At 39.4% G+C, this 23,945-nt stretch carries 17 protein-coding genes; all 17 read left to right on the forward strand.

What is annotated here, in order from left to right:
- Positions 1 to 100 precede the first annotated feature (100 nt).
- A complete protein-coding gene (locus tag R2S08_RS27985; protein ID WP_316838199.1) occupies positions 101 to 1,549 on the forward strand; it encodes a sugar porter family MFS transporter in 1,449 nt (482 codons plus the stop codon).
- Between the two features lie 23 nt (positions 1,550 to 1,572).
- Positions 1,573 to 2,745, forward strand: a complete 1,173-nt coding sequence (locus R2S08_RS27990) for a Xaa-Pro peptidase family protein (RefSeq protein WP_316838200.1) — start codon at positions 1,573 to 1,575, stop codon at positions 2,743 to 2,745.
- 43 nt (positions 2,746 to 2,788) lie between these two features.
- Entirely contained in the window at positions 2,789 to 3,586 is a 798-nt protein-coding gene (locus tag R2S08_RS27995; protein WP_316838201.1) for a glucose 1-dehydrogenase, read from the forward strand.
- A 10-nt stretch (positions 3,587 to 3,596) separates the two neighbouring features.
- Complete coding sequence (locus R2S08_RS28000) at positions 3,597 to 4,004, forward strand: hypothetical protein (protein WP_316838202.1); 408 nt, start codon at positions 3,597 to 3,599, stop codon at positions 4,002 to 4,004.
- Positions 4,005 to 4,040: 36 nt separating this feature from the next.
- A complete protein-coding gene (locus R2S08_RS28005) occupies positions 4,041 to 4,733 on the forward strand; it encodes an RraA family protein (RefSeq protein ID WP_316838203.1) in 693 nt (230 codons plus the stop codon).
- 18 nt (positions 4,734 to 4,751) lie between these two features.
- Positions 4,752 to 5,807: a mannonate dehydratase gene (locus R2S08_RS28010; protein WP_316838204.1), complete on the forward strand. Its 1,056-nt coding sequence runs from the start codon at positions 4,752 to 4,754 to the stop codon at positions 5,805 to 5,807.
- A gap of 254 nt (positions 5,808 to 6,061) precedes the next feature.
- Positions 6,062 to 6,616 carry an RNA polymerase sigma-70 factor gene (locus R2S08_RS28015; RefSeq protein WP_316838205.1) on the forward strand — a complete coding sequence of 185 codons (555 nt, stop codon included), beginning with the start codon at positions 6,062 to 6,064 and terminating at the stop codon, positions 6,614 to 6,616.
- A gap of 173 nt (positions 6,617 to 6,789) precedes the next feature.
- Positions 6,790 to 7,980: a FecR family protein gene (locus tag R2S08_RS28020; protein WP_316838206.1), complete on the forward strand. Its 1,191-nt coding sequence runs from the start codon at positions 6,790 to 6,792 to the stop codon at positions 7,978 to 7,980.
- A gap of 222 nt (positions 7,981 to 8,202) precedes the next feature.
- On the forward strand, positions 8,203 to 11,616 hold the full coding sequence (locus tag R2S08_RS28025; RefSeq protein ID WP_316838207.1) for a SusC/RagA family TonB-linked outer membrane protein: 3,414 nt from the start codon (positions 8,203 to 8,205) through the stop codon (positions 11,614 to 11,616).
- A gap of 25 nt (positions 11,617 to 11,641) precedes the next feature.
- A complete protein-coding gene (locus R2S08_RS28030; RefSeq protein WP_316838208.1) occupies positions 11,642 to 13,501 on the forward strand; it encodes a RagB/SusD family nutrient uptake outer membrane protein in 1,860 nt (619 codons plus the stop codon).
- A 103-nt stretch (positions 13,502 to 13,604) separates the two neighbouring features.
- Entirely contained in the window at positions 13,605 to 15,881 is a 2,277-nt protein-coding gene (locus tag R2S08_RS28035; protein WP_316838209.1) for a hypothetical protein, read from the forward strand.
- A gap of 710 nt (positions 15,882 to 16,591) precedes the next feature.
- Positions 16,592 to 18,460 (forward strand): hypothetical protein, encoded by a 1,869-nt coding sequence (locus tag R2S08_RS28040; RefSeq protein ID WP_316838210.1) that lies wholly within the window; start codon positions 16,592 to 16,594, stop codon positions 18,458 to 18,460.
- 317 nt (positions 18,461 to 18,777) lie between these two features.
- Complete coding sequence (locus R2S08_RS28045; protein WP_316838211.1) at positions 18,778 to 20,940, forward strand: hypothetical protein; 2,163 nt, start codon at positions 18,778 to 18,780, stop codon at positions 20,938 to 20,940.
- A 93-nt stretch (positions 20,941 to 21,033) separates the two neighbouring features.
- On the forward strand, positions 21,034 to 22,347 hold the full coding sequence (locus tag R2S08_RS28050) for a M12 family metallopeptidase (protein ID WP_316838212.1): 1,314 nt from the start codon (positions 21,034 to 21,036) through the stop codon (positions 22,345 to 22,347).
- Between the two features lie 59 nt (positions 22,348 to 22,406).
- Positions 22,407 to 23,291, forward strand: coding sequence for a hypothetical protein (locus R2S08_RS28055; protein ID WP_316838213.1), 885 nt, complete (start codon positions 22,407 to 22,409; stop codon positions 23,289 to 23,291).
- Positions 23,292 to 23,325: 34 nt separating this feature from the next.
- Positions 23,326 to 23,433, forward strand: coding sequence for a helix-turn-helix domain-containing protein (locus tag R2S08_RS28060; RefSeq protein WP_133781974.1), 108 nt, complete (start codon positions 23,326 to 23,328; stop codon positions 23,431 to 23,433).
- A gap of 138 nt (positions 23,434 to 23,571) precedes the next feature.
- Positions 23,572 to 23,844 carry a hypothetical protein gene (locus R2S08_RS28065; protein WP_316838214.1) on the forward strand — a complete coding sequence of 91 codons (273 nt, stop codon included), beginning with the start codon at positions 23,572 to 23,574 and terminating at the stop codon, positions 23,842 to 23,844.
- Positions 23,845 to 23,945 lie beyond the last annotated feature (101 nt).

Consider the following 23,945-nt stretch of genomic DNA (forward strand, 5'->3'; position numbering starts at 1 on the left):
ATGATTATTTTTTGTATTCAAGATTTAGTCCCTGATCTTCAGCGGCAATCAGGTAGCCGATTTGGCAGAACTCCAATATAAATTATAAAATTATAACCCGATGAAATTAAAAGGTAAACCATATGTAATACTTATTTGTGTAACAGCAGGACTCGGGGGCTTCCTCTTTGGTTTTGATACTGCTGTTATCTCAGGAGCCGTCAATTTTTTAAGAACACAATTTCAATTAAGTCCAGCGATGGAAGGCTGGGTAATGAGCTCTGCATTATTGGGGTGTGTAATGGGTGCTGCACTTGCCGGTTATCTGGCTGATAAATATGGAAGAAAAAAGATATTAATGGTGTCTGCATTGCTTTTCATTGTTTCTTCAATTGGATGTATGGTGGCAGGAACACCGTCTTTCCTTGTTGTCGCAAGGATTGTAGGAGGGATTGGTGTTGGATTCGCAGCAATGGTCGCACCCATGTTTATCGCTGAACTGTCTCCTGCAAACTGGAGAGGCAGACTTGTTTCTGTTTATCAGCTTGCAATTACCTTGGGTATCCTATGCTCTTACCTATCCAATACTTTTTTGTTACAATATGCCTCAGTACATGTTTTGGAAAATTGCGATGGCCTTAATTATTATCTCGTCAAAGAGGTATGGAGAGGAATGTTAGGGTCGAATATGATACCTTCTGCTTTATTCTTCCTTTGTCTTCTGTTTATACCGGAAAGTCCACGTTGGTTAGTAAAGGAAAACGAAAACAAAAAGGCCTATAAAATACTGGAAAGAATTAATGGCTCTGTAGAAGCAGCAATTGAATTGCTGGGCCTTAAAAGTACGATCACAACTGAAAATGGTAGCTTCCGGCAATTATTGGAACCTAAGATGAGGATTGCATTGATCATTGGACTGGCTCTTCCTTTTTTTTCCCAGCTTTCGGGAATTACCACTGTAATGTATTATGCACCCGCAATCTTTGAAAAGGCCGGTTTTCAGTCGGGTTGGGCTATGGGTAGCGCCTCTGTCATTGGTTTTTTTAACATGGTATTTACCTTCGTTGCCATTTCTAAAATAGACAAATGGGGGAGGAAACCATTACTCATCTGGGGCTTCACGGGACTCAGTGTGGCACTGGTGTTAATTGGATGGTTGTTCTATACTAATGGTGGTTCCTCTCTTTTATTGGGTTCATTTATCTTCTATATCGCAATTTTTGCAGCAACACTGGGCCCTGGGATATGGGTAATACTCGCGGAGATTTATCCCACAAAAATTAGAGGCAGAGCCATGTCTTTAGGGACACTTTCGCTATTCTTGGGATCTACTTTTGTGACCCAAACCTATCCAATTTTAAGGGAGTCTTTGGGGATTGGAATAACATTTATGCTTTACGGACTGGCATTATTGCCCGCTGCATGGATTGTGAAAAAATTGGTGCCTGAAACAAAAGGAAAGTCGCTGGAAGATATTGAACGTTTCTGGGAAGGAAGGCACAAAGATGAAAATGAGGAAAGCGCGCTGCCATATGAACAGACAGCTACTGATCATCCAAAATCAATTTAATATAAACATAAAATAGAAAGTCTATGTATAAGGAACGTAGTGAAATGATATCTGGTATCATTCAAGCTCATGATCTCTCTGCACTTATTTTCTGGCGGCCGGATGAGCTTGTACTTATGCTCAGTTATATGCCGCTCTGGGGTTTGTCCGTACTCGTTTATTCGGCCGATCATGAACCGGTCCTGTTTGTTCCGGAGTTGGAGCCTCAGGATTTATTGCCATCGAATATTACCATAAAAACATTTCCCTGGGGTGTAAAAGATTGTGCGGATCCTTGGGGTATTTTGTACAATGATATAAGAGAATTGCTGCAGCAAAAGCATTTGATAAAGAAGCCGGTCTCATTTATTAAAAGTATTGGGGGTACAGCCCCCTGCAGGATGTCTGGAGAACAGCCTCCATTGCCGGCGGATTTTACAGAACGTTTATGCAACCTGAGCGATACTGGTTTTAAAGATACTACAACAGATATACTAAGCTTGTATTCATATAAAACAGCTGCAGATATAGTTGCTTTAAGACTGACCCACAGGGTGACGGCGATCGCTGTACATGTATTTTACCAACAGGTAAATACAGGAATTACTGAATCGAAACTGGCTGCCCTGATTGAGTACGCTGTACAGGAAATGATAGGACAACACAACATCAGTTTCGCAAGGGCCTGGCCAATGGTGCTATCTGGTGAGAACACGGCTAATGGTGGGAAATATAATAGGACTACCGGTAAGATTATCGCCTCGGGAGATCTTGTGATGTTGGAAATGGCAATATGCGTAAATGGCTATTGGGCCGATATTACCCGTACGGCGATATGTGGGGAGGCTAGTGATTTACAACTCAAGATTTTTGAAACGGTGAAGAACGCTCAACGAATTGCCATAGAGATGCTAAAGCCAGGGGTGGCAATGAAAGAGGTGGATGCCGCATCACGAAATTACATTGAAGCGGCAGAGTATGGTGCATATTTTAACCATGCCCTTGGACATCAGGTTGGCTTTCGCTACCATGATCCGGGAGCAACACTATCTCCCAATTCTACCGAGATTTTGCAGGAAGGGATGGTAATAACTATAGAACCTGGCATTTATGGCGCTGAGCTGAACGGAGGTGTGAGGATCGAGGACAATGTTTTAATTACCAAAGACGGTTATGAGTTATTATCTGCTTACCCCAGAAGCTTGAAAGGCGACTGATAAACTCACATATTGCTATTTCAAAAATAAATAAAACGATTCTATGGACAATAATATTAACCTAAAGAATAAGAATGTATTGATTACCGGCGGTAGTCGGGGTATCGGTGCTGGCATAGCTCGTACAATGGCAGCATGTGGTGCCAACGTTATGATCAATCATTTTGAGGATGAGCTGAATGCTACAGTCCTGGCTGAGGAAATCCGTGAAACTTATCATGTTCAGGTATGGATATATGAGGCGGATATCTCAAGCCAGGAGAGAGTACTACAGATGTTTTCGTTTGCTGATGCGGCTGTAGGTAGTATAAATGTTCTGGTGAATAATGCCGGCTGCGAAACTATTGAACATGCTGTTGATTTAAAGCTGGAGGATTGGGATAGGATTTTTAATGTTAACCTGAGAGGAGCTTTTATCTGTTCACAAGAGGCAGGGAAAAGAATGATAGCGATAAATGAAGGGGTGATTATCAATATTTCATCCATTCATGATAAAACACCGCGTAAAGGTTTGGTTCACTATTGCGCATCAAAAGCCGCGATGAATATGATGACCAAATGTTTGGCACTTGAGCTTGCTGAACATAACATCAGAGTATTGGCAGTCTCTCCCGGTGCAATTGAAACTGAAATGAATAAAGAGGAAATAAATACGTTCGGGAGAGAGAAGTTTAATAGTTGGATTCCGCTGAGGAAAATAGGTATCGTTGATGAAGTAGCCTGGACCTGTGCTTTTCTTGCCAGTGACAAAGCCGCTTACGTTACTGCAACTACAATTTATATTGATGGTGGGTATAAAGAAAGCACAATTCCTTATGATCCCCGTACTAAAAGAGCATAAAATGAATCAAATGATTATAGAAACATACCATCACAAAGGGGGCGGCTACAATCCTTTTTTTATTAAGGATAACTGGCAGGTTGCCCAATTGAACTATATGCCGGAGCTGGGGTTCCGGTCTATAGAAAAGCTGGAAAAGCATATGGAGACAGATGAGATTTTTATACTGACTAAAGGCATTGCCCTGCTTATAATAGGTCTTGAAACTGCAACAGAACTCCAGTTTCAACTGACAAAAATGGAGCCCGGTGTGACTTACAATGTCCCGGTAAATGCATGGCATAACATTGCAATGTCTACAGACGCTGAAGTCATAATCGTTGAAAAGAGTAATACACATTTGGGTGATTTTATCTATCGCCACCTTGATAAAACTGAACAGGAAAATCTTGTCAAGAAGATCAGTTCATTATTGTAATAATAACAGGAGATATCAACATTTTAATTAAATACAATGCAATCAGAAATAATAAAAGTACAAGACATAACATGGGCTAATGATACAGAGTTGTTTGAGATCCTTAGAAAGGAATTGTATACGCCTGTTGTGGGTGATGTTCTGGATGATTTAGGCTACTATCATCAATTTCTTCCCCAGGCAATCCAACCTTTGAGAACTGCCGATAAAATTATTGGCCGTGCAATGCCTGTGTTAATGATTGATGTGTATGGCCCACAGAAAAAACCATTTGGTAAGTTAACAGAAGCGCTCGACCAACTAGAACCTGGTGAAGTTTATATTGCAAGTGGTGGGGCCATGCGTTGTGCATATTGGGGGGAAATTCTAACTGCGACAGCAAAAAAGAGAGGAGCAGCCGGTGCCGTAATCAATGGCTTTTATAGGGATACTCCAATGGTAATGGAACAAGACTGGCCTGTTTTCGGCCGTGGAAGATTTGCACAAGATTCGGGCGTCAGAACACAAGTGGCAGATTATAGATGTGATATTGAAATTGAAGGGGTTTGGGTATCACCTGGTGATTTGGTTTTTGGAGATATGGACGGTGTACTGGTGATCCCCAAAAAAGTTGAACAGCAGGTTGTGATGAGCGCTTTAAAGAAAGCAAGAGGAGAAAAAGTAGTCAGAAAAGAAATAGAAAATGGAATGTCCTCTACGGAAGCATTTTTGAAATACGGTATTTTATAAAAAATTAGGGAGCATCGGATGAAACTTGGATTAGGACTATACCAGCATATGCTTACAAAAGAGCATTTTGATTTTGCTAAGCAATGCGGTTGCACGCACGTGGTTGTACATCTTGTAGATTATTTCAATAAAGGGAATCAAAAAAACAAAAATGATCAACCTTTGGGAGATGGTGATGGATGGGGGCTTGCCGGTAACTCAAAAAAATTATGGGAAGTTGACGAATTGTTAAAGCTAAAAATGGAGATCAACAATGCGGGACTTGAGCTTGAGGCAATAGAAAACTTTGATCCTGCCGACTGGTATGACATTCTGCTGGATGGGCCTCGCAAAGAAAGTCAGATTGAAGAAATTAAACGGTTAATTCGAAATGTCGGGCAAGCTGGAATCCCTATAATTGGATACAATTTTAGTTTGGCAGGCGTTTGCAGCAGAATCTCAGGTCCTTTTGCGCGTGGCGGCGCGACTTCGGTGGGAATGGATGGTGTAGATGATTGCCCAATTCCAAACGGTATGGTTTGGAATATGGTTTATGACCAGGATGCTCCTGCAGGGACAGTTGAAAATGTCTCCCATGAAACATTGTGGCAACGTCTGGAATATTTTCTTAATGAAATTATTCCTGTTGCAGAAGAAGCGGGAGTTATACTGGCAGCTCATCCCGATGATCCTCCAATGCCAGTGGTCAGAAATACACCCCGCCTGGTTTATCAACCTGAAATGTACAGCCGGTTACTAAATATAAAGCCGAGCAAAAGTAATGCACTTGAGTTTTGTTTAGGGTCTATTGCGGAGATGACTAAAGGCGATGTGTATGAAGTAACTGACCTTTATGCCGACCAGATCGCATATATTCATTTTAGAAATGTAAAGGGGAAAGTTCCTTATTACAAAGAAGTTTTTATCGATGAAGGCGATATAGATATGATTCGCGTACTTAAAATACTGAAAAGTAAAAACTTTAATGGCTTACTTATGCCGGATCATACCCCTCAAATGAGTTGTGAGGGGGCATGGTTTGCAGGAATGGCATATACTTTAGGGTATATGAAGGCCGCAATGATGCTGGTTTAGCTGGCCGAATATCTCGGCTGCCCAACGTGCCGTTTGAATACAAGTGTATTGAATACCCCAAACCTGATTTGGAAGTGTCTTTTCAAAATAAATTGATGCTTTGAAGCTGAATAGTTACATTAATAATTCTCGTTGCTATTGTTGAAATGATTAATTGGAAATGGATATTTTTTTATTAAATTATTTGATTGTATTGAGATTATATGTAATTATGTATGAACAATCGTAGTTAGTGTAAAAAGAAAGGGAAATCAATGAAATCTTGTCATATTGAGGATAATCCAGAGCTACTACGTGAGTTTCAGATGGGAAGTGAGCGTGCTTTTAATCAGGTTTTCACTCATTTCTATCCTTTATTATGTGTGTATGCCAATCGGATTCTGCGCGAGCCTGATATCGGACAAGATTTCGTACAGGAAAGTCTTATTACTGTATGGAATCGTAGGACAGATTTTGATAGTATATATAAAATTAAAGCATTTCTTTATACTTGTGTCCGTAACGCATGTTTAAAGCAATTAGATAAAGAGAAGGTGAGGAGCAAATATGAATCCTCATTCGATACGAATGAACCACTGGATGATCAAAGCCTCCTTAAAGACATCATTCATGCTGAGGTGATCAGCCGGATTTTTTCGCAGGTAGATACTTTGCCTGAACAATGCCGTAAAGTTATTTATATGACCTTCAAAGAAGATAAAAAACCAAAAGAAATTTCGGAGGAACTGGGGCTTACTGTAAGCACAATAAATAGCCAAAAGATGAGAGGTCTTATTTTATTGAGAAGAAAACTATCCGATAAAGACTAGGTAAAAACAATCTGATTATTGCAGCTCTCCAATTGTTGCGCATGTGTTTTTAAGCACTATTATATTTTATTCCCGAAATAAAAATAAAAAAAAAGAAATTCTTTTGGACAAACCGTATGGGTATCCGGTTGTACAAATATTCACCAAATATATTAACGATGAATCTCCCAAATATGAATATAAGCAGTCGCATAGCAAATCTAATCAGCGGTTACCTTTTAGAGGAGCTTAATGATAAAGAATTGCAAGAATTGGTTGAATGGACTAATGCCTCTACTGAGCATATGGAGATATTTGAAAGTGTGTTAGATGAGTCCAGTTTGGTGAATCAGGGACGTCTTTATGCGAATGCAAATGTGAATTTGGCTTTGAGCAGGACGAAACAGCAATTGAAATTTGTTGAAAGCTCTGAAATTAAGGATAGAAAAATTGAACCACTTTGGATACGTATTGCTATTGTAGCTTCTGTAGTGCTGATCTGTACAGTTGGCGGGTATTATTTAAATAATTCCAGGAACGCAGTTTCATCCACCAACCTGGCTAAGCAAAACGAAATTAATCCGGGAAGTAATAAAGCTACTTTAACCTTGGCGAACGGAAAAAAGATTGTTCTATCAGAGGCTAAAAAAGGAGAGCTTGCTCATGAGGCTGGAGTTGTAATTACTAAAGCCGCTAACGGGATGCTGGTTTATGAAATTAAAGCTCAAAACGAGCAGGATAATCATAGAATGAATACGCTTTCTACTGCAAATGGAGAGCAATATCAAGTGAGTTTACCTGATGGAACTAAAGTTTGGTTAAACGCAGCTACATCATTAAGATATCCTGCTTCTTTTGGCCTGACTAAAGAGCGTAGAGTCGAATTAAATGGAGAAGCCTATTTCGAGGTAGCAAAAGATAAGACTCATCCCTTTATTGTTACAACCAATCGACAGTCTGTAGAGGTACTGGGTACACATTTCAATGTCAATAGCTATTCGGATGAAACAATTACAAAAACCACCTTATTGGAAGGAGCCGTAAAAATCAATGATTTTGTAGTACTCAAGCCAGGAGAAGAAGGTGTATTGGCCAAATCCGGTACTTTGACTGTTCGTAAGGCAGATACCGAAGGTGCTGTTGCCTGGAAAAATGGTCTATTTGTTTTTGAAAATGAGTCTCTGAAAACTGCCATGAATAAGATAGCACGCTGGTATAATGTGGAAGTCCAGTTTCAGGATCGCAGTCTTGAACTGTTAGGAGTAGGAGGGAGTATCTCCAGATTTGATAAAATTTCGGAAATTTTGCGCCTTTTCGAAAAAGCAGGAGATATACAGTTTACCATAAAGGGGCGAACGATTATAATTAATAATAGACCAAACTAAACCAACCAAATGAGAAAATCCAAAAAAGAACCTTAGAGCCAACTAGAACGGTGATCATATAAAGAATCAGGAGCGTTGCAAGCGCTCCTGATCAAAATATCTGATTAAACCGAAAATGAGTGTTGAATTCCTTTTTTAATCTAAACAGAAAATCAAATGTATAAAAATTACACCAATAATGTATGTTGGCCTGACCGGCTATTACCAAAAATCCTGTTGATTATGAAACTAACGATGGTTTTAATAATAGTAACTATTATGCAGGTAAGTGCAACTGGTTTTGCACAGAAAGTAACCTTAAAACAAAAAGAGATTTCCCTAGAGCAGCTGTTTACTGCAGTAAGAAAACAAACGGGCTATAATGTACTGTGGATCGGAATTGAAGCAGATAACTTCAAAAAAATTGACGTCGATTTCAACAATACGCCTTTAAATGATGTACTGAAAAAATCTTTCGAAAATCAACCCTTATTCTATGAAATCGAAAATAAAACAATCATTGTTACAAAAGCCAAAAGGATTTCGAGTCCCAACAATGAGGATATTTATACTGATATCGACATAAGAGGTAAAGTTATAGATGCGAAAGGTGGACCTATTCCAGGTGCATCTGTAAAAGTGAAAGGTGTCAAAAAGGCCGCTATTACTGCTGCCGATGGAAGTTTTCAATTGAAAGGGATTGATGAAGGTGCAATGCTGGAGATTTCTTTTATAGGATATACGAGTGTAGAGATAAAGGCCAGTAAAGATTTAGGAAATATTGTCCTGCAACAAAGTGATGCCAAGTTGGACGAAATAGTGGTTGTTGGTTACACAAACCAGAAGAGAACACTTATCAGTGGGTCCGTAGCTTCGGTTAAATTTACAGAAACAGACACTGAGATTCCGACTACATCTGTTGGTAATTTATTGGCAGGTAGAATGGCCGGGCTGTCTGTTTCTACACCTAACGGCGTACCTGGCGCACAGCCCGGTATTAGCATAAGAACACCAAGTTCGTGGAATCCTGCTCCGACTTTATATGTTATGGACGGAAAAGTTACCAGTGACGCTTCAGAATTCAACAATTTAAGCCCTAATGACATTGAAGAAGTAACCATTTTAAAAGACGCAGCTACTACTGCCGCCTATGGTGCCCGTGCCGGCGCCGGGGTAGTATTAGTTACGACCAAACGTGGGAAGGCAGGTAAAGCAAGTATTAACTACTCTATAAACACGGGGCGGGATGTTCGTGGAAAAAATATGGATTTAACGAGTATTATGGACTGGGGAGTTATTCAAAACAGAATTTGGGGTGAGGCTGGGGGGCCGGCAAATACACCCTGGACCCCGGCCGCAAAAGCGTACTTTAAAGATACCGATTTTGGTGGCGGCAAAGGATACGGTTTTGATCTCTTAAAAGATGTGTATGTAAATCCTTCCATTACAACACACAATTTAAGTGCATCTGGAGGAACAGATAAGCTTCAGTATTTTATCGGCGCTTCGTATGTAAATCAGGAAACTTTCATCAAGAATACGGATGAAAAGAAATACAATGTCAGGGCAAATATAACAGCTAACCTGACCAATGATGTAACGGTTTTTGCTGGCCTTAGCTTAAATAATAATAAATTTAATGCGCCACAGGGCGATTGGTCAGGAGATATGTATGGTAAACTCCTGGTATGGCAACCTTACATGCCTTCCTTTACCGCGTCTGGTTTACCGGTAGATTATTTTTGGATTTCCAATAAATCAGCTGAAGCAAATGGATTGTCAGGTTATAGCTACTCAGAAGACCTTAAATCTGTTGCTAATTTAAATTTGACTTATAAAGCCCCATTTTTGCAAGGATTAAATGCTAAGGTTGGGTATATAAAAACTTTTTCAAATAGTAATCAAAAAATATATACGCACCCTTTTACCTATTATCAATTGAAACAGATTGATCCTGTAATTTGGGACTTGAATACCATTGTCGGGCAGCGTCTTAGTTCCCAAACGCCTAGCCTAGAAAAGCGATCAGCCTGGAACCAGGAAGGGCAATTAAACCTTCAGGTAAATTTTGACAGAAGTTTTGGTGAGCATCACGTAAATGCAGCATTGGTGTACGAGCGTCAGGAAAAGAGTTATGACGGTATAGATGGCAACATCAATGGTTTCCCTATTTATATGACCGATCAATGGTGGGCGTCTACCGGAGGGGCTGGCCTTGTAAATGGTACACCTACAAAAGGCATTAGTAACACCTATGGTTTCCTGCCTACAACAGGTCGTAAATCCTATATTGGACAATTTGCCTACGATTATTCAGATAAGTATGTGGCTACTTTTACTTATCGCTACGACGGTTCGGTAAATTTTCCAGCAGATAAACGTTGGGGGTTCTTCCCTTCGGCCTCAGGAGCCTGGATCATTTCAAAAGAAAATTTCTTTAAAAATGTAAAAGGCATTGAATCATTAAAATTAAGGGCTTCAGTTGGACTAACGGGTAATGACTTTGTTGCAATAGATCCAAATGGTGCAAAAGATGATTCTAATGCCAAACGCTGGCAATATGAAGATAATTATATTGCAGGAAACAATGCAATTTTCGGCGAGACGGCTTCTCTTAATCCAGGCATACAATACAATGTATTTCCGAATCTGAACATTACCTGGGAAAAATACCTGAATAAAAATTTCGGTGTCGATATCAGTTTCTTAAAACACTTTACTGCTACTGCAGAATATTGGAATACCCTTACCTATGATATTTTAAGTACAAGGATCCAGAGTACACCACCAACTTTTAGCCGCCCTTTACCATCAGTAAATTATGGCAAAATGAAAGCAAATGGTATTGATTTGAGTTTGAACTACAGCAATAAAGTTGGTGAATTTAAGTATGATATCGGTTTGAATGTCACTTATGGTAATGCCTGGTATGTGTTAAGGGATCAGAATCTTACCTACGATTATCAAAATATAATTGGAGATGGCCGATCTGCTAATATGATTACAGGCTATACAGTAGATCATATGCTCAGATCACAGGCTGATGTTGATGCATTGCTGGCAGCCCACCCAGGATATAATTTCAATGGTTTTGCTCCCAAACCTGGGCAATTTGCCTATAAAGACTTTAATGGAGACAACACCATCAATAACTTCGATATCACCGTACTGAATAAGAGCAATAATGCTAAAGTATTGGGCCTAAACTTAAATGCAGAGTGGAAAGGGATAAGTGTTACTGCTAATTTCAATGGTTCATTTGGTTACAAAAAATCTTTCCGTGATTTGTCGGGAGGTGTTGAATGGAACAGAATGTGGCGCCCTTGGGCCAATGACTCCTGGAGCCCGGAAAATCCCAATGCCTGGTTACCTTATCGCAATAGCGCAGTTGATGATGCGAGTGTGGTTAATACCAGTGCAAGCAATTTTTGGTTGGCCGACGCAAGTTTTTTACGTCTGAAGTTTTTGAATATTGGGTATAATCTCCCACAAAAATTGTATAAAAAATATTTAAATAACGTCCGTTTTTATGCATCTGGATCTAACCTTTTTGTGATCAGCAAATTCAATAAAAAATTCTATGATCCTGAAATGAGTAGCGGTGTTGCATTCCCCATTGTTAAATCATTCAATGCAGGTGTTAGCGTAACGTTCTAAATTTTAACATTAAAAGGAAATCAAAATGAAATATCTAAATAAATATATCTATATCCTTTGTGTCGTCCTGATTGCATTAGGGTCATCTTGTAAAAAAGGACTGGATTATGAAAATACAGGAGCCATAAATCCAAAGAATGTATGGACCGATTCTGTCTTAATTAAGGCCTATTTGAACGATGTTTATGGTGGCCTTATGCCTGGATGGCCGCTTGGAAGTGGAGCCAGTGCAGACGAGGGCATTAACGGATCAGGAGGAAACCTAGGCAACTTTCAGCAGGGTATAGTCAATGTGACAACAAATTTCACTAATCTGAATTATACCTATATAGACAAAACCAATTATTTTATGGATCAATTGGCTAATGTATCGGAATCAGTGTTAAGTCCAAGTACAAAAAATAGGTTGGTAGGCGAGGCCAAATTTTGGCGTGCCTGGACTTATTGGGGAATGGTAAGTTCGGTTGGTGGCGTACCATTGATCTTGCACACCCAAAATGGAAACGACCTGAGCTTATTAAAAGTGGCACGCAATAAAACTTCTGAGTGTGTTGCACAAATTGTAAAAGATCTGGACGAAGCTGCCGCCGTATTACCCCCTAATTATAGTGGGACAGATTACGGAAGAATTAACCGCGCTGCAGCGCTTGGTTTTAAAGCGAGAGTTCTTTTATGGTATGCAAGCCCATTGTTTAACGCAGCAAACAATCAGAGTAGATGGGAAAATGCCTACAACGCAGCTAAAGCTGCAGTACAAGCCGCAGATGCCGCAGGTTTTGGTCTGTTTGAAAACTACAGGTTAATTTGGTATTCGAGAAATAAGGAGCAAATCATGACCAGGCAGTACTATTACCCAGATAGTTATATGAATTTTGCTCCAATAAGGCCAATAGCGTTTACAAACGGAAGTACCAATAACGATCAGCCAATATTGCCATTATTGATCGCCTATCCAAAACGTGACGGCAGCCCTATGCAGTTTGATAAAAACCAATTGTCCAATCCAGCTTACAATCAACAGTTTTTAACAGATTTTTACACCAATCGCGACGATCGTTTTTATGCAACGATTTGGTGTGGCGGTACGGTATACCCTACACCTGATGTCAATACGCTGGGTATGACAAGCCCAAGGTCCCGTACTTACTGGCAGGCCTGGACATGGAAGGATGCAGCAACGCCAAGCACTATTGTGCCGGCAAAAAGTAATGCGCTGTTTTCAGGTATTTCGCCAATTGTCCAAAATGGCGATGAAAATGGTGTAACCGGTTTTTTCCAACGTAAAGGCTTAGATACCACATTAAATTCAACAAACTTAGTAGGGGTAGCATCTGGCTCTAAAAGTTGGTTCTCACCAATGCGTTATGCCGAACTACTCTTAAACCTTGCCGAATGTGCAAATGAAACAGGTCGTAGTAACGAGGCATTGACTGCTTTATACGCGATTCGCAAACGTGCAGGCATCGCTCCCGGTGCAGGCACAAATTATGGCGTTACCGCAACTGGACTATCCGATATTCGTATGGCAATTATGAATGAGCGTCAGGTGGAGTTTGCATTTGAAGGATTTAGATTTAATGATTTAAGAAGATGGAAACGTTACGATATCCTGAACGCCCAAACAACCAGAAGAGGATTATTACTGATGTTAAATAAAGGACAGGCACTGCCCGGTAACACAGATAATATCATGACGGCTTCTGTAAGGACTAAATTCTCTGCGGTTATTGTGGAAAATCTGGATAAAACAGCCTCGACTAATCAGATGTATAACCTGACGCTTAATCACTGGTTTAACTCTTTAAACCCAGCGCAGATTTCTATTGAACCTGATCGATTACCGCAAAATACGGAATGGGGTGGCTCTTTTGATCCATTGCAATAGGTTTTTTAAAATAGTTAACATATTAAAAAAAATATAGGTTAGGATTCCAATCATGGCCGGAAGAAATTCTGGTCATGATTTTAACTGAAATAACCAATCCATTATGAGACTAAACTTCATTAAAATCACATTTGCCTTTCTTGTTACTACAATTCCAATATCGGTTTTTGCACAGCACAATTTTAGCACCGATTATTTTAAAATCCAGATCAATAACAAGGGCTGGATCACAAGTATGAAAAACATCACGGTTAAGCCTAGCCGAGAATTTAGCCCTACAGATAAGCCCTCGCCGGTGATGAGTTTATACGATAGTAAAAAGAACGTTTATTATCAGCCAACCAGCGCAACTTATACCAAGGCCAGCCAGACCATGGTACTTAAATATCCAAATGGCTCGGTTGCCAAAGTCAGTATCGTACCCAAAAATAAATATTTTAAACTCACGTTGCAATCACTCTCGCCCCGTAATGGGATCGATGTTATCCAGTGGGGGAATTACCATACCAATATTACCAATTTAATGGGTGAAATTATCGGAGTTGCCCGCGACACCAGCAAAACGGTTAACTATGCAATTGGTATGCTTGCATTGAATGACAAAACCTTAAGCGGGTTAGCTGAAACTGTTGGCGATGCGGCTCCTTTTCAATATATCATACATACACCGGATGCCAAGCGTTTTCCTTTGCCTAAAAACCTTCATGAAGGGCAAATTTTTACGCTGGGTGGGAATGGTATCAATGATGTTGCTTTTTACGCGCATAAAGAACCCTGGTATAGGACTATGTATGGGAATGCAGCTTTAGTTGATAAAAAAGGACAGATATCCATTGCTTATCAATCAAGAGACAGGTCTTTTGAAAGAGAAATCTATTTTTCACTTATGCCGATTATGGAGATTAATAAACCAAACCACATACAAGTGCAACCATTGCCGGTGGATTACATCGGATCATCTGTAGCCTTATGGGGAAGTCCCGATAGCACAGCTTTGATGGATGTGATTCAAAAAATTGTTTTAGCAGAAAAGCTTCCTCACCCAACCATTAACGGAAAATGGATAAAAGATCCTGCGGCTTTTGTTCCTGACGCCCTTACCAGTGGCAATCTAAACGATAGCATCATCTCTTATACCTCGAGATTGGGTTTTAAAACAATAAGCTTATATGATCAGGGCTTTTTAAAAGCTGATCGTGGCAACAATGGTTATATTGACGGAAAGAATTTTGAGAAAAAACCAATAAAATTAACATCTGGAAATGTTTCGCATAAGGAGTTTTCAGAGATGGCAGCCAAGTATGGTATCATGATTGGCAGAACGCCTATTACTAATTCTTTGGCCCCGGGTACTATGGATGCCAGTCCGATACCAAGCGATAGTTTGTGTTATCAGCAAAAACGCTTGCTGGTAAAAAGTATCAGTGCAACAGATACGGTGATTCTGGTTGATGACCCAACACATCTTGATGAAATTTCCAGTTGGGAAGCTCATTGTGCCAATTTGAATATGATCAAAATCGGTAAAGAACTGATCTATTATATGGGGGTGTCGAAAGAGAAACCATATCGTCTTTTAAATGTAAAGCGGGGATACTGGAAGACTACGCCATCAAATCATGCGAACAGAGATTCCATTTATAAACTTCAGGTTACGGTTAATTATGGTTACGATGGGCTTATCCCGAACATGCAATTGCAGGACAAAATAGCAGAGCACTTTGCAGAGATTTGTAAAATCAATGGCCTTGCTTATTACGATTTTGATGGACAGGAATTTTTGTTTAATAATGGACATGGCTATTATTCGGCCAAACGTTTCTTTCATAAAATGTTCGAAAAAGCAACGCAATTAGGCGTTCCCTATATCCGCTTCACAGGTGCTACTTTATCTGAAGGATCATGGCATTATCAAAGCATTTGGAATGTTGGTGGTGGAAAGAATTTGTATGATGCTGAAACACGCGAATGGGGTAGTACGACCAGTCAAGGGAAAGATCTTCGCGATGTAACCTATGCTAACTATTTTCCTGTAGGTATGGGTGGAAATTTCCCAATCAATGCCAAATCTAAAGTTGAAGAATATGAGCATATACAAGCCATTTCAGTAGGGGTTGGTACAACATATAGTTTGAGAATAAATCAAAAGGATGTTGAAAGTTGCCCTCAGAAAGATGCTATTTTCAAAGTAATCAGAACCTGGGAAGATGCAAGAGCTGCCAATGCATTTCCAAGATGGGTAAAAGATCAGCTATCAGACCCTACGCAATCATTTCATTTGGAAAGTGTTGACGTCAATCATTGGAATTTATATAAAACAAGTAGAGATGGTTCGAATAAAAAAATGTTTGTGAAGTTAAAAAGGGCAACCGGGTACTAGTAATTTTTTAAGCCCCAAATAAAGGATAGACAAAAAGGATCGTAAGTGGCTCGGAAAAGCTGATCAAACTTTTTAAAAATGGGAAGATCCAGGCACATAAGTTTAGCGCTTTCGAATATACCTTCATTAATGTACTTTCAAAATTGCTAGATACCGAAAACCAGGAAGTTGACATGACTCAGTACATAGTAGTGGCATTCCTGTAGAAAATGTGTCTTTTGGCTTTGGTGGAGATAAATGCACCCGTGGTTGATATATAAATTTACCATTGAAAAAATAGGCAAATAAAAAAAATAAAAAAGATGAGAAAAAAAATTGGAGTGTTATGTTTGGTCTTGTTTCTTTTTGCAGGACAAATATCGGCTCAAAACCAGATCAAGGAAGTCGATAATTTTCTTAAAGAATTAAAAGGATCCTTTAAGCCCGCTGTAAATGAATATACTGGTACGGAATTGAAAAAGTCCCAAATTATTGACAAGGGTACTTTGAAAGTGAACGGTTCTGATTGGCAATGCAACGTGACCACCAAAAAAAATAGTAAGCCTGAAGTAATAGACGTGAAAGTAGCATTCCAATTGCAAAGCGGAACAGCCAAAGAAACTGCGGTTGCTGCGACTTTCGACTTCAGTCAATGGAATACCAAAAATTATGTGATGATTCCGGCAATCATTTACAATGGAAACCGTTACCGTACGATAGGCAACGGCTATATGCCAGATTATCCAAAGGACATGTACTACAATCCAAATGTACCTTTGACATTTTCCAACGATCCGCAATTATCACCCGATCCTTCAAAACCATCATTGATTGATTTGCAAACCGGAAATATGGCCACACCGGCCGTTTGTTTCTATTCGCCGAAGCTAAAAAAAGGATTTATTTTATTGACAGAACAGCAAACGCGCTTTGGGAATTCTGGAATTTCGGTTAGTGAAAATACGGATCGTTCAGTAGCCTCTATTCAGGTAAGCGCACCTTCTGTACGAAAATTGCGAGCTGGATTTGGTGATTTTTCGCCAAGCGGTGACAAAGCAGCCGATTGGAAAACAGGAGATGAACTAACCTTGAATTTTAAATTATTTTCTTTTCCCGCCAATTCAATACCCGATTTGTTGAAGAAATTTATGGAAGTCAGAAAATCATTATCAGGCGAAAATAATCCACGAAATTTACTTCCGATGAGTAAGCAGGTAGAAGTAGGAACTGGACTTATAGCATCACGTTGGGTTGAAGCTCCGTTTGGAAAATTTTACGCTCCAGAAGGTGGAAATAATTTTCAGTTAGGATGGGTAGGCGGTATGATGAATACTTTTGCAATATTGTCCTTGAACGATGCCAAAGAAAGAGAAAGAGTTGGTCTTGAATTTGATTTTGTTATAGATAAACTACAGGGGAAAAGTGGTTATTTCTATGGAATTATAACAGCTGCTGGAAAAATTGTCCCTGAAAGACAACACAAAGATTATCCACAAATTCAGGCAATGGTTCGTAAAAATTGTGATGTTTTGCTCTGGATGACCAAACAGTTGATGTTGTACAAAGAACTGGGTTACGGAAAAGAGATCAAACCAAAATGGGAAGAAGCTACCAAAAAATTGGCTCAGGCATTTGTAAATACTTGGAAAAAAGATGGCCAATTTGGTCAGTACATTGTTCCGGAAACAGGAGAAGTTGCCGTATTTAACTCAACGGCAGGGGCAATCGCACCGGCTGGTTTGGCAGTGGCTTACCTTTATTTTGGCAACAAAGAATTTTTGGAAGTAGCCAAAGCATCAGCAGCTTATTATTACAAAAGAGATGTTGAAAAACAGGGGCTAACAACAGGGCACAGTGGTGATATTTCACAAGATGCTGATGCTGACTCTTGTTTCGGATTTTTGGAATCGTTAATAGCGGTTTACAATGTGACTAAAGATGTTCAGTGGTTGGAAAAAGCCAAAGTTACTGCGGCTTTGGGGTCGACTTGGGCATTTTCATACGATCCAATTTTTCCAGCAGCAAGCCAGATTGGAAAAAATAAATCAAATATGGCAGGATCCGTTTGGGCAAGTACACAAAACAAGCATGCAGCCCCAGGTATTTGTACTACTTCGGGAGATTATCTGTTTAAATTGTATCGAGCCACTGGTGATAAAAAATATGCCGATTTGATTCGCGATATTCAACATGCCAACGTTGAGACTTTGGATATGCCTGAAAAGAGAACAACCAATTCCGGTTTTGGAGCACAAATGGAGCGAATTCAACTTTCGGATGCCGAAGGGAAATCTGTTATTGGGAATTATTACCCTGGCTTTAATATTTGGTGTGTAACAGATGGTGTTTTTATGGCACTCGAACTTCCTGGAGTTTATGTACAAACTGATACCAAAAAAATCTATGTTTTTGACCATGTTGAGGCTACTTTAAAAGGTAATGTATTAACGATAAAAAACAATACTGCATACGATGCCAAGGTTTCTGTGTTTGCCGAAACTTCAAAACAGGCACAAACTCCAATGAGTTATGTGGCTTTTGCAAAATGGCCAAAAGTGGAAGTCAAAGCAGGGACGGAAATTAGTATTAATGTTAAATAATTTTTTAGATTTTAAAATCTCAATGGAAGCAAAGATATTCTGCTCACTAAGGAAGTTTTTTCGTAAACTCGATCCCTAAAATTTGCGTAATAATCTATTTATAAATCAAGGTAACGTCGGCAACCCTTCTTTCTTCTGGATCTTTTGAAATTACAAGACCTGGTAATCAAAAAATAAAATAATGAAACCATCATGAGCAAACGCTAGCAAAACGCAATGAATATGCTCATGATAGTTCATAACCATTAAAAATGGCGAAGCCCTCTTGAGTACAAATAAAAACATATAGATAATACGAAAAATCAAATTATATACTGATGAAAAAAACCACCTTAATTTTGTTGTTTTTCTATAGCCTTAGCACATTTGGACAAAGGACTACGAAAAATAAATTGCAAAATATAAAACAATCCGCAGTGCCTTCACTTGACGAATTGTCTTCAGAATGGACAGAGGTAAATACATTACTTAACTTTCCTTCTGTAATGAATTTTGTTGGAGGAATTAAAACGTCACAAAATCTTACCGCATTTCAAGACTTAACACTTCCACCATATGCTCAAGGTGGCTTATCTGCTGAATTACTACTTGATGGCAAACGATTAAATGCTGAGCAATCAATGTGGTATCCATATCAGGTTCGCAGAAAATCAAGCGTGGATGGAGTTAACCTGGAATCTACAATACGAATGCCCTTTGAGCGACAAGGTATTCTATTGCGGTTTGCTATTAGTAATGATACAAAGAAAACACACACGTTAAACCTCTCCATGAATGGAACTGGTCGGATCCGGTTGTATTCCCCTCAGGAATGGCGTACTTGGGGTAATTTGAGACCAACGGACTCGAATTTTATTGCATCTGTATCTAAGGAAGGAAAGACGTTAATTATTTCAGATAAATCATCTCCAGCTGTTTCAGTATATGCTTTCTCTCGTAAACCTTCCGCATTAATAGCGAACGAAGACCATGGTGATATTAAATGGACAATTACTCTTGCCCCTGGAAAAAATGAAGTTATTGAATTTGCTTATGCAGTAGGTAGTAATGTTGAGACTGTAGCTAGTACCGCAGAAAAATGGGTTTCAAATTTTAAAATGGAATTTGATATGGCCAAATCAAAATGGGAGGAACGCTGGCAGGCTTCATTCAAGCCAGGAAACAAACATTTTTCCGGAAATTACCCAAAATTGGTTACAAATGATCCTAAGATACGTAGGGTGTATTATCAAGGGGCATTGGTTCCACTTCTGCTTTGTCGTACAAATCTTCCTTACAGCCAACGTTCGTTCGTAACAGCTGGACCAGAATGGGCAAATACACTGGTCTATTTTTGGGATACCGAAATGTGGGCAAATACCTGGGCCATGCTGGAACCTAAATCCATGAAGGAACAACTCTTAAAATGGTTTTCGACAGATCATCATAAATATTATGCAGTTGATTATATTTCTGGTGAAGGCGCAGGACCATGGTATGCTGCCAACGATTGGTCTATCTTTCGGTGTATAGAGGCATATATTGATGTAACAGGAGATAAATCTTTTCTCAACAGCTTGTCCAATGGGAAAACAATACTTCAACATCTTGATGATTTGGCAACTTTTTATGAGAGCCGGCCGCTCACAAAAGAAACCTTACTTGCCAACTATGGCGGACCTCAAAACCTACTTGAGTGTTCACCAAGCTACGTCCAAGGTGTTCCATCTTTGAACGCAGCCAATGTCTACATGCTTCGCAAAACTGCAAAATATTATGAAAACTCGGGTAAAAATGGACGGGCTCAAGAGCTTCAATCTAAAGCCAAAGCTCTTCTTCCACAGGTAATGTCGTTGTACGAGCCGGGGCAAGGTGTCTGGAAAGCATTGGATTCTACTGGTAACAAAGTTCCAATACGTCACTGTTATGATTATATAACTATAGGTCAGGCACTCGAGAATGATTTGTCATCTAAGCAAAAGTCGGAGATGAATAATTTTGTAGAAACCGAATTACTTACCAGAACCTGGATGAGAGCAATGTCGCTTAAAGACCCTGCTGCTGCGAAATCTGACCGCCCTGATCATGGCCCAATGGGTAGTTATGATGCATGGCCGCCGATGACAATGGATGTAATGTGTCGCTTTGGGGATTTTGATAAAGCTATTTCTTTTCTTCGTGCAACCGAAGAGGTAACTAGACAAGGTTCATGGGCTCAGGCACATGAATTTCTTGGCCCCGATGGTCGTGGTTATGATCCAATCATTAGAGTGGCCCATCGCGGTGGGCAAGATGCCAATGAAGGCTGTGGTACTGCATTTGCAGAAGTTATCATTCGTTCCTTTTTTGGTTTTAGGCCAGATCTATCAAAAGATAAACCAGTTTTATTATTGCCAAATACACCAAGAGGGTTTAATGGAAAATTAGAGCATGTTTCCTGGCGTAAGAAATTGTACACCATTGTCAGTGACATAAAAGGTGTACATATAATTGCGGAATAACGATGTAAGATTCATCGGTCTGAACTCAAAACTTTATTACATCACCTTTAATAAGTACCAAAATAAAATTTACCCTAAAACTAAATCATTTCTATGAAATCATTATTCAAAGCCTTTATGGCATTATGCTTCGTTATGGCACTGAATGCCTGCAAGAAGAACCTCGAAACCACCGATCCCGCACAAAACGATGCGATCAGTTCAGTCAAAAAGGGTGATTCGATCATCCATAAATTAGTTGTTGATGGACAGCCTAATTATGTGGTCGAAGTTAACGGAACATATTATTATTCAGATGACCTGATCATCAGCCAAGAACAATTTAATGCCCTGAAAAAGCTCACGGTCAATAACCTGTCTACACAGGAAAGAAGTACCATAGCGCAGGACTTTGCCGCGACCTGGCCAAATGCAACGGTTTATTACCAGTATCCCGATCCTACGACTATGACGGCAGCCGAATACAATTCGTTTGTTGCCACAATTGACAATGCATTTAACAAGTTGACTAATGCTACTGGAATTAAATTTGTAAAAAGAACTATTCAGCCTGAATATATCAGGTTTGTGAAATCGGGAGGCAATAACTCACCCCTTGGCTGGAGAAAAGGTGGAGTGAATGCAATTAATTTATATAACTACAATATGGTTGGTATTGTCATGCATGAAATTATGCACTCACTGGGGGTAATGCATGAGCAGTGCAGGCCAGACAGGGATCAGTATGTTATCGTGGATGTATCAAAAGTGATACCCGGATACGAGCTTAATTATAACATACTTTCAACTTACGCCGGTTATGGCACTTTCGACTTCCAGTCTGTGATGCTTTATAGCTCTGGGGATTTTGCTAAAGACCGGACAAAACCCCCGATGACGAAATTAGATGGTACTACATTCTCGGGCCAAAGGGCTGGAATCTCTGCAGGAGACATTGCCGGGTTAAAGAGTTTATACTTCCCGGTAGTTGTGAGTGGTATTTATAGGATCAGTCCTGTGTATGTCAGTACAAAATCGCTTGATATTTTTGGTGGAAGCCCGGCTGACGGAACAAGGATTATCATCTGGCCTTCTCATTCGAACAATAATCAGAAATTTGTCTTCAGGAAAGATGTGCATGGTTATTATCAGATTAAATCTTTGTTAGATACCAACAAGGTTTTAACCGTACGCGGTGCGGCTACAGCCAGTGGAACACTGGTGGAGTTTAGAACTATTGCAAATACGGACAATCAAAAATTCAAACTCTATAACAGGGGTAATGAAGGGTTCAGCTTTGCCCCAAAACATGCCCCGGGATTAAGGTTGGAAGTGAGTGGAGGAGGTACCTCGAATGCCACAAATGTGGTAGTAGGCACTTCTAATACCACCAGTCAGGCGCAAAGATTTAACCTAATCAAATTCTAAACTAAAACCCCCATACAGTTGGGTACTTGCTGTATGGGGTTTTATTTAAACACTCGATTTTGAAAAAGATATTCTTATCAATCATCTTCAGTTGTATAGTTGTTACGGCTTTGGCCCAAAACCAAAAGTTCAATATTTCTTTAGGATCGGGTTTATTTAATGAAGATTTTAACTGGTCAATAGCAGGAAATATGGAGGGAAAAGCGCCGAACGTCTTATCCGAATTAATATGGACCAACCTGAAAGGCACACAATACAACATCACTGCTGAATATTTTTTAACACCGAAAATAGCCATCAATGCGGATTTCTTATATGGAAAAATAAATAGTGGTACAGCCAATGACGCCGATTATTTAGAGGACAACAGGAAGCAATCTGTATTTGATGAAACTTTTCTAAGTAACAAAGGGCATTTTCAGCATATTAACCTCAACCTGCTTTTAAAAAAAGATTTAAGTGATCAACTTATCTTAAATGCGTTAATCGGCTATGATAATCTAATCCAGGAACTTTATGTACTGGAAGACCCCGGAAACCCAGCAACTGAAGGTTTGAACTCTTATTACAAAAACCATTGGTATGGTGCACAGCTTGGTTTTAATTTAAAGTACCTGATGGGGAAATTTTCTATCACCGGAAAAGTAAGGAGTGGATATTATAAGTATTATGCCAGTGCAAACTGGAACCTCATTCCGAATTTTGAAAAGCCGATAAGCTTTGAGCACAAAGCAAATGCCTACAAATATAGTGGCAGCTTACATTTGGCGTATTCAATCAACAAGCAATTAGAAGTTAACAGCGCTCTAAATTTTACTTACGGAGCAAGTTTTGCCGGAAAGGATCAAGCCTATTTTACCGACGGGAGCATTGCAACAACAAAATTCAATGGTGCAGAATTAAAAAGTAAATATGTACAGTTGGGTTTAAGCCTCTATTTTTAAGGGTGGCAGATTATTCATTTAACACAAAAAGATTATGAAAACAGTTTCAAATAACATCAGGCAACTCCGTCAAAAAAAGGGATGGAAGCAACGTGACGTAGCGGCGCTACTAAAGATTTCTATTCCTGTAAAAAGTAGCTGATTTTTCCTTACCGGGGGGGTAGGTGCCAGAAAGGAATTTGCTATGAAGAAGCCTTTCATTAACGCAACACTTTGTTTAATAACGATGAAATGGGAAATGATGGATGTCATACCGATTTCTTTTTTTTGATTAAATAGCATGAAAAAAGCTACGAGGTACCATGTCGCATTTGAAACCCAAAAGAAGTTGCAAGTACATCTTAATGAAATTATCGATATAAGTGTTCTTTTATTTCAAACCAATTTTTCTGATAGAGAGAACTTAAAAAAAGTTAGTGGCTTACTTAGCGCTTCAGCTCCTATTATAGAAAAAATACGTGAAATTTTAAAGAGTGAGGAAATCGAAGGCAAACGTATGGAACTTGAAGCACTTATTAAAGAATTGGTATTATTAATAGATTCATTCAAATAGGTAAGCTAAACATTTCATCATTTCTTCTTAAAATTTCTGTTTGTGCATAATCGAAAATAGCTGGCCATTACCCGTCATCGTGAGGAGGAACCGACGACACG

The organism is Pedobacter nutrimenti (genome assembly GCF_032678445.1).
Classification (GTDB): Bacteria; Bacteroidota; Bacteroidia; order Sphingobacteriales; family Sphingobacteriaceae; genus Pedobacter; species Pedobacter nutrimenti_A.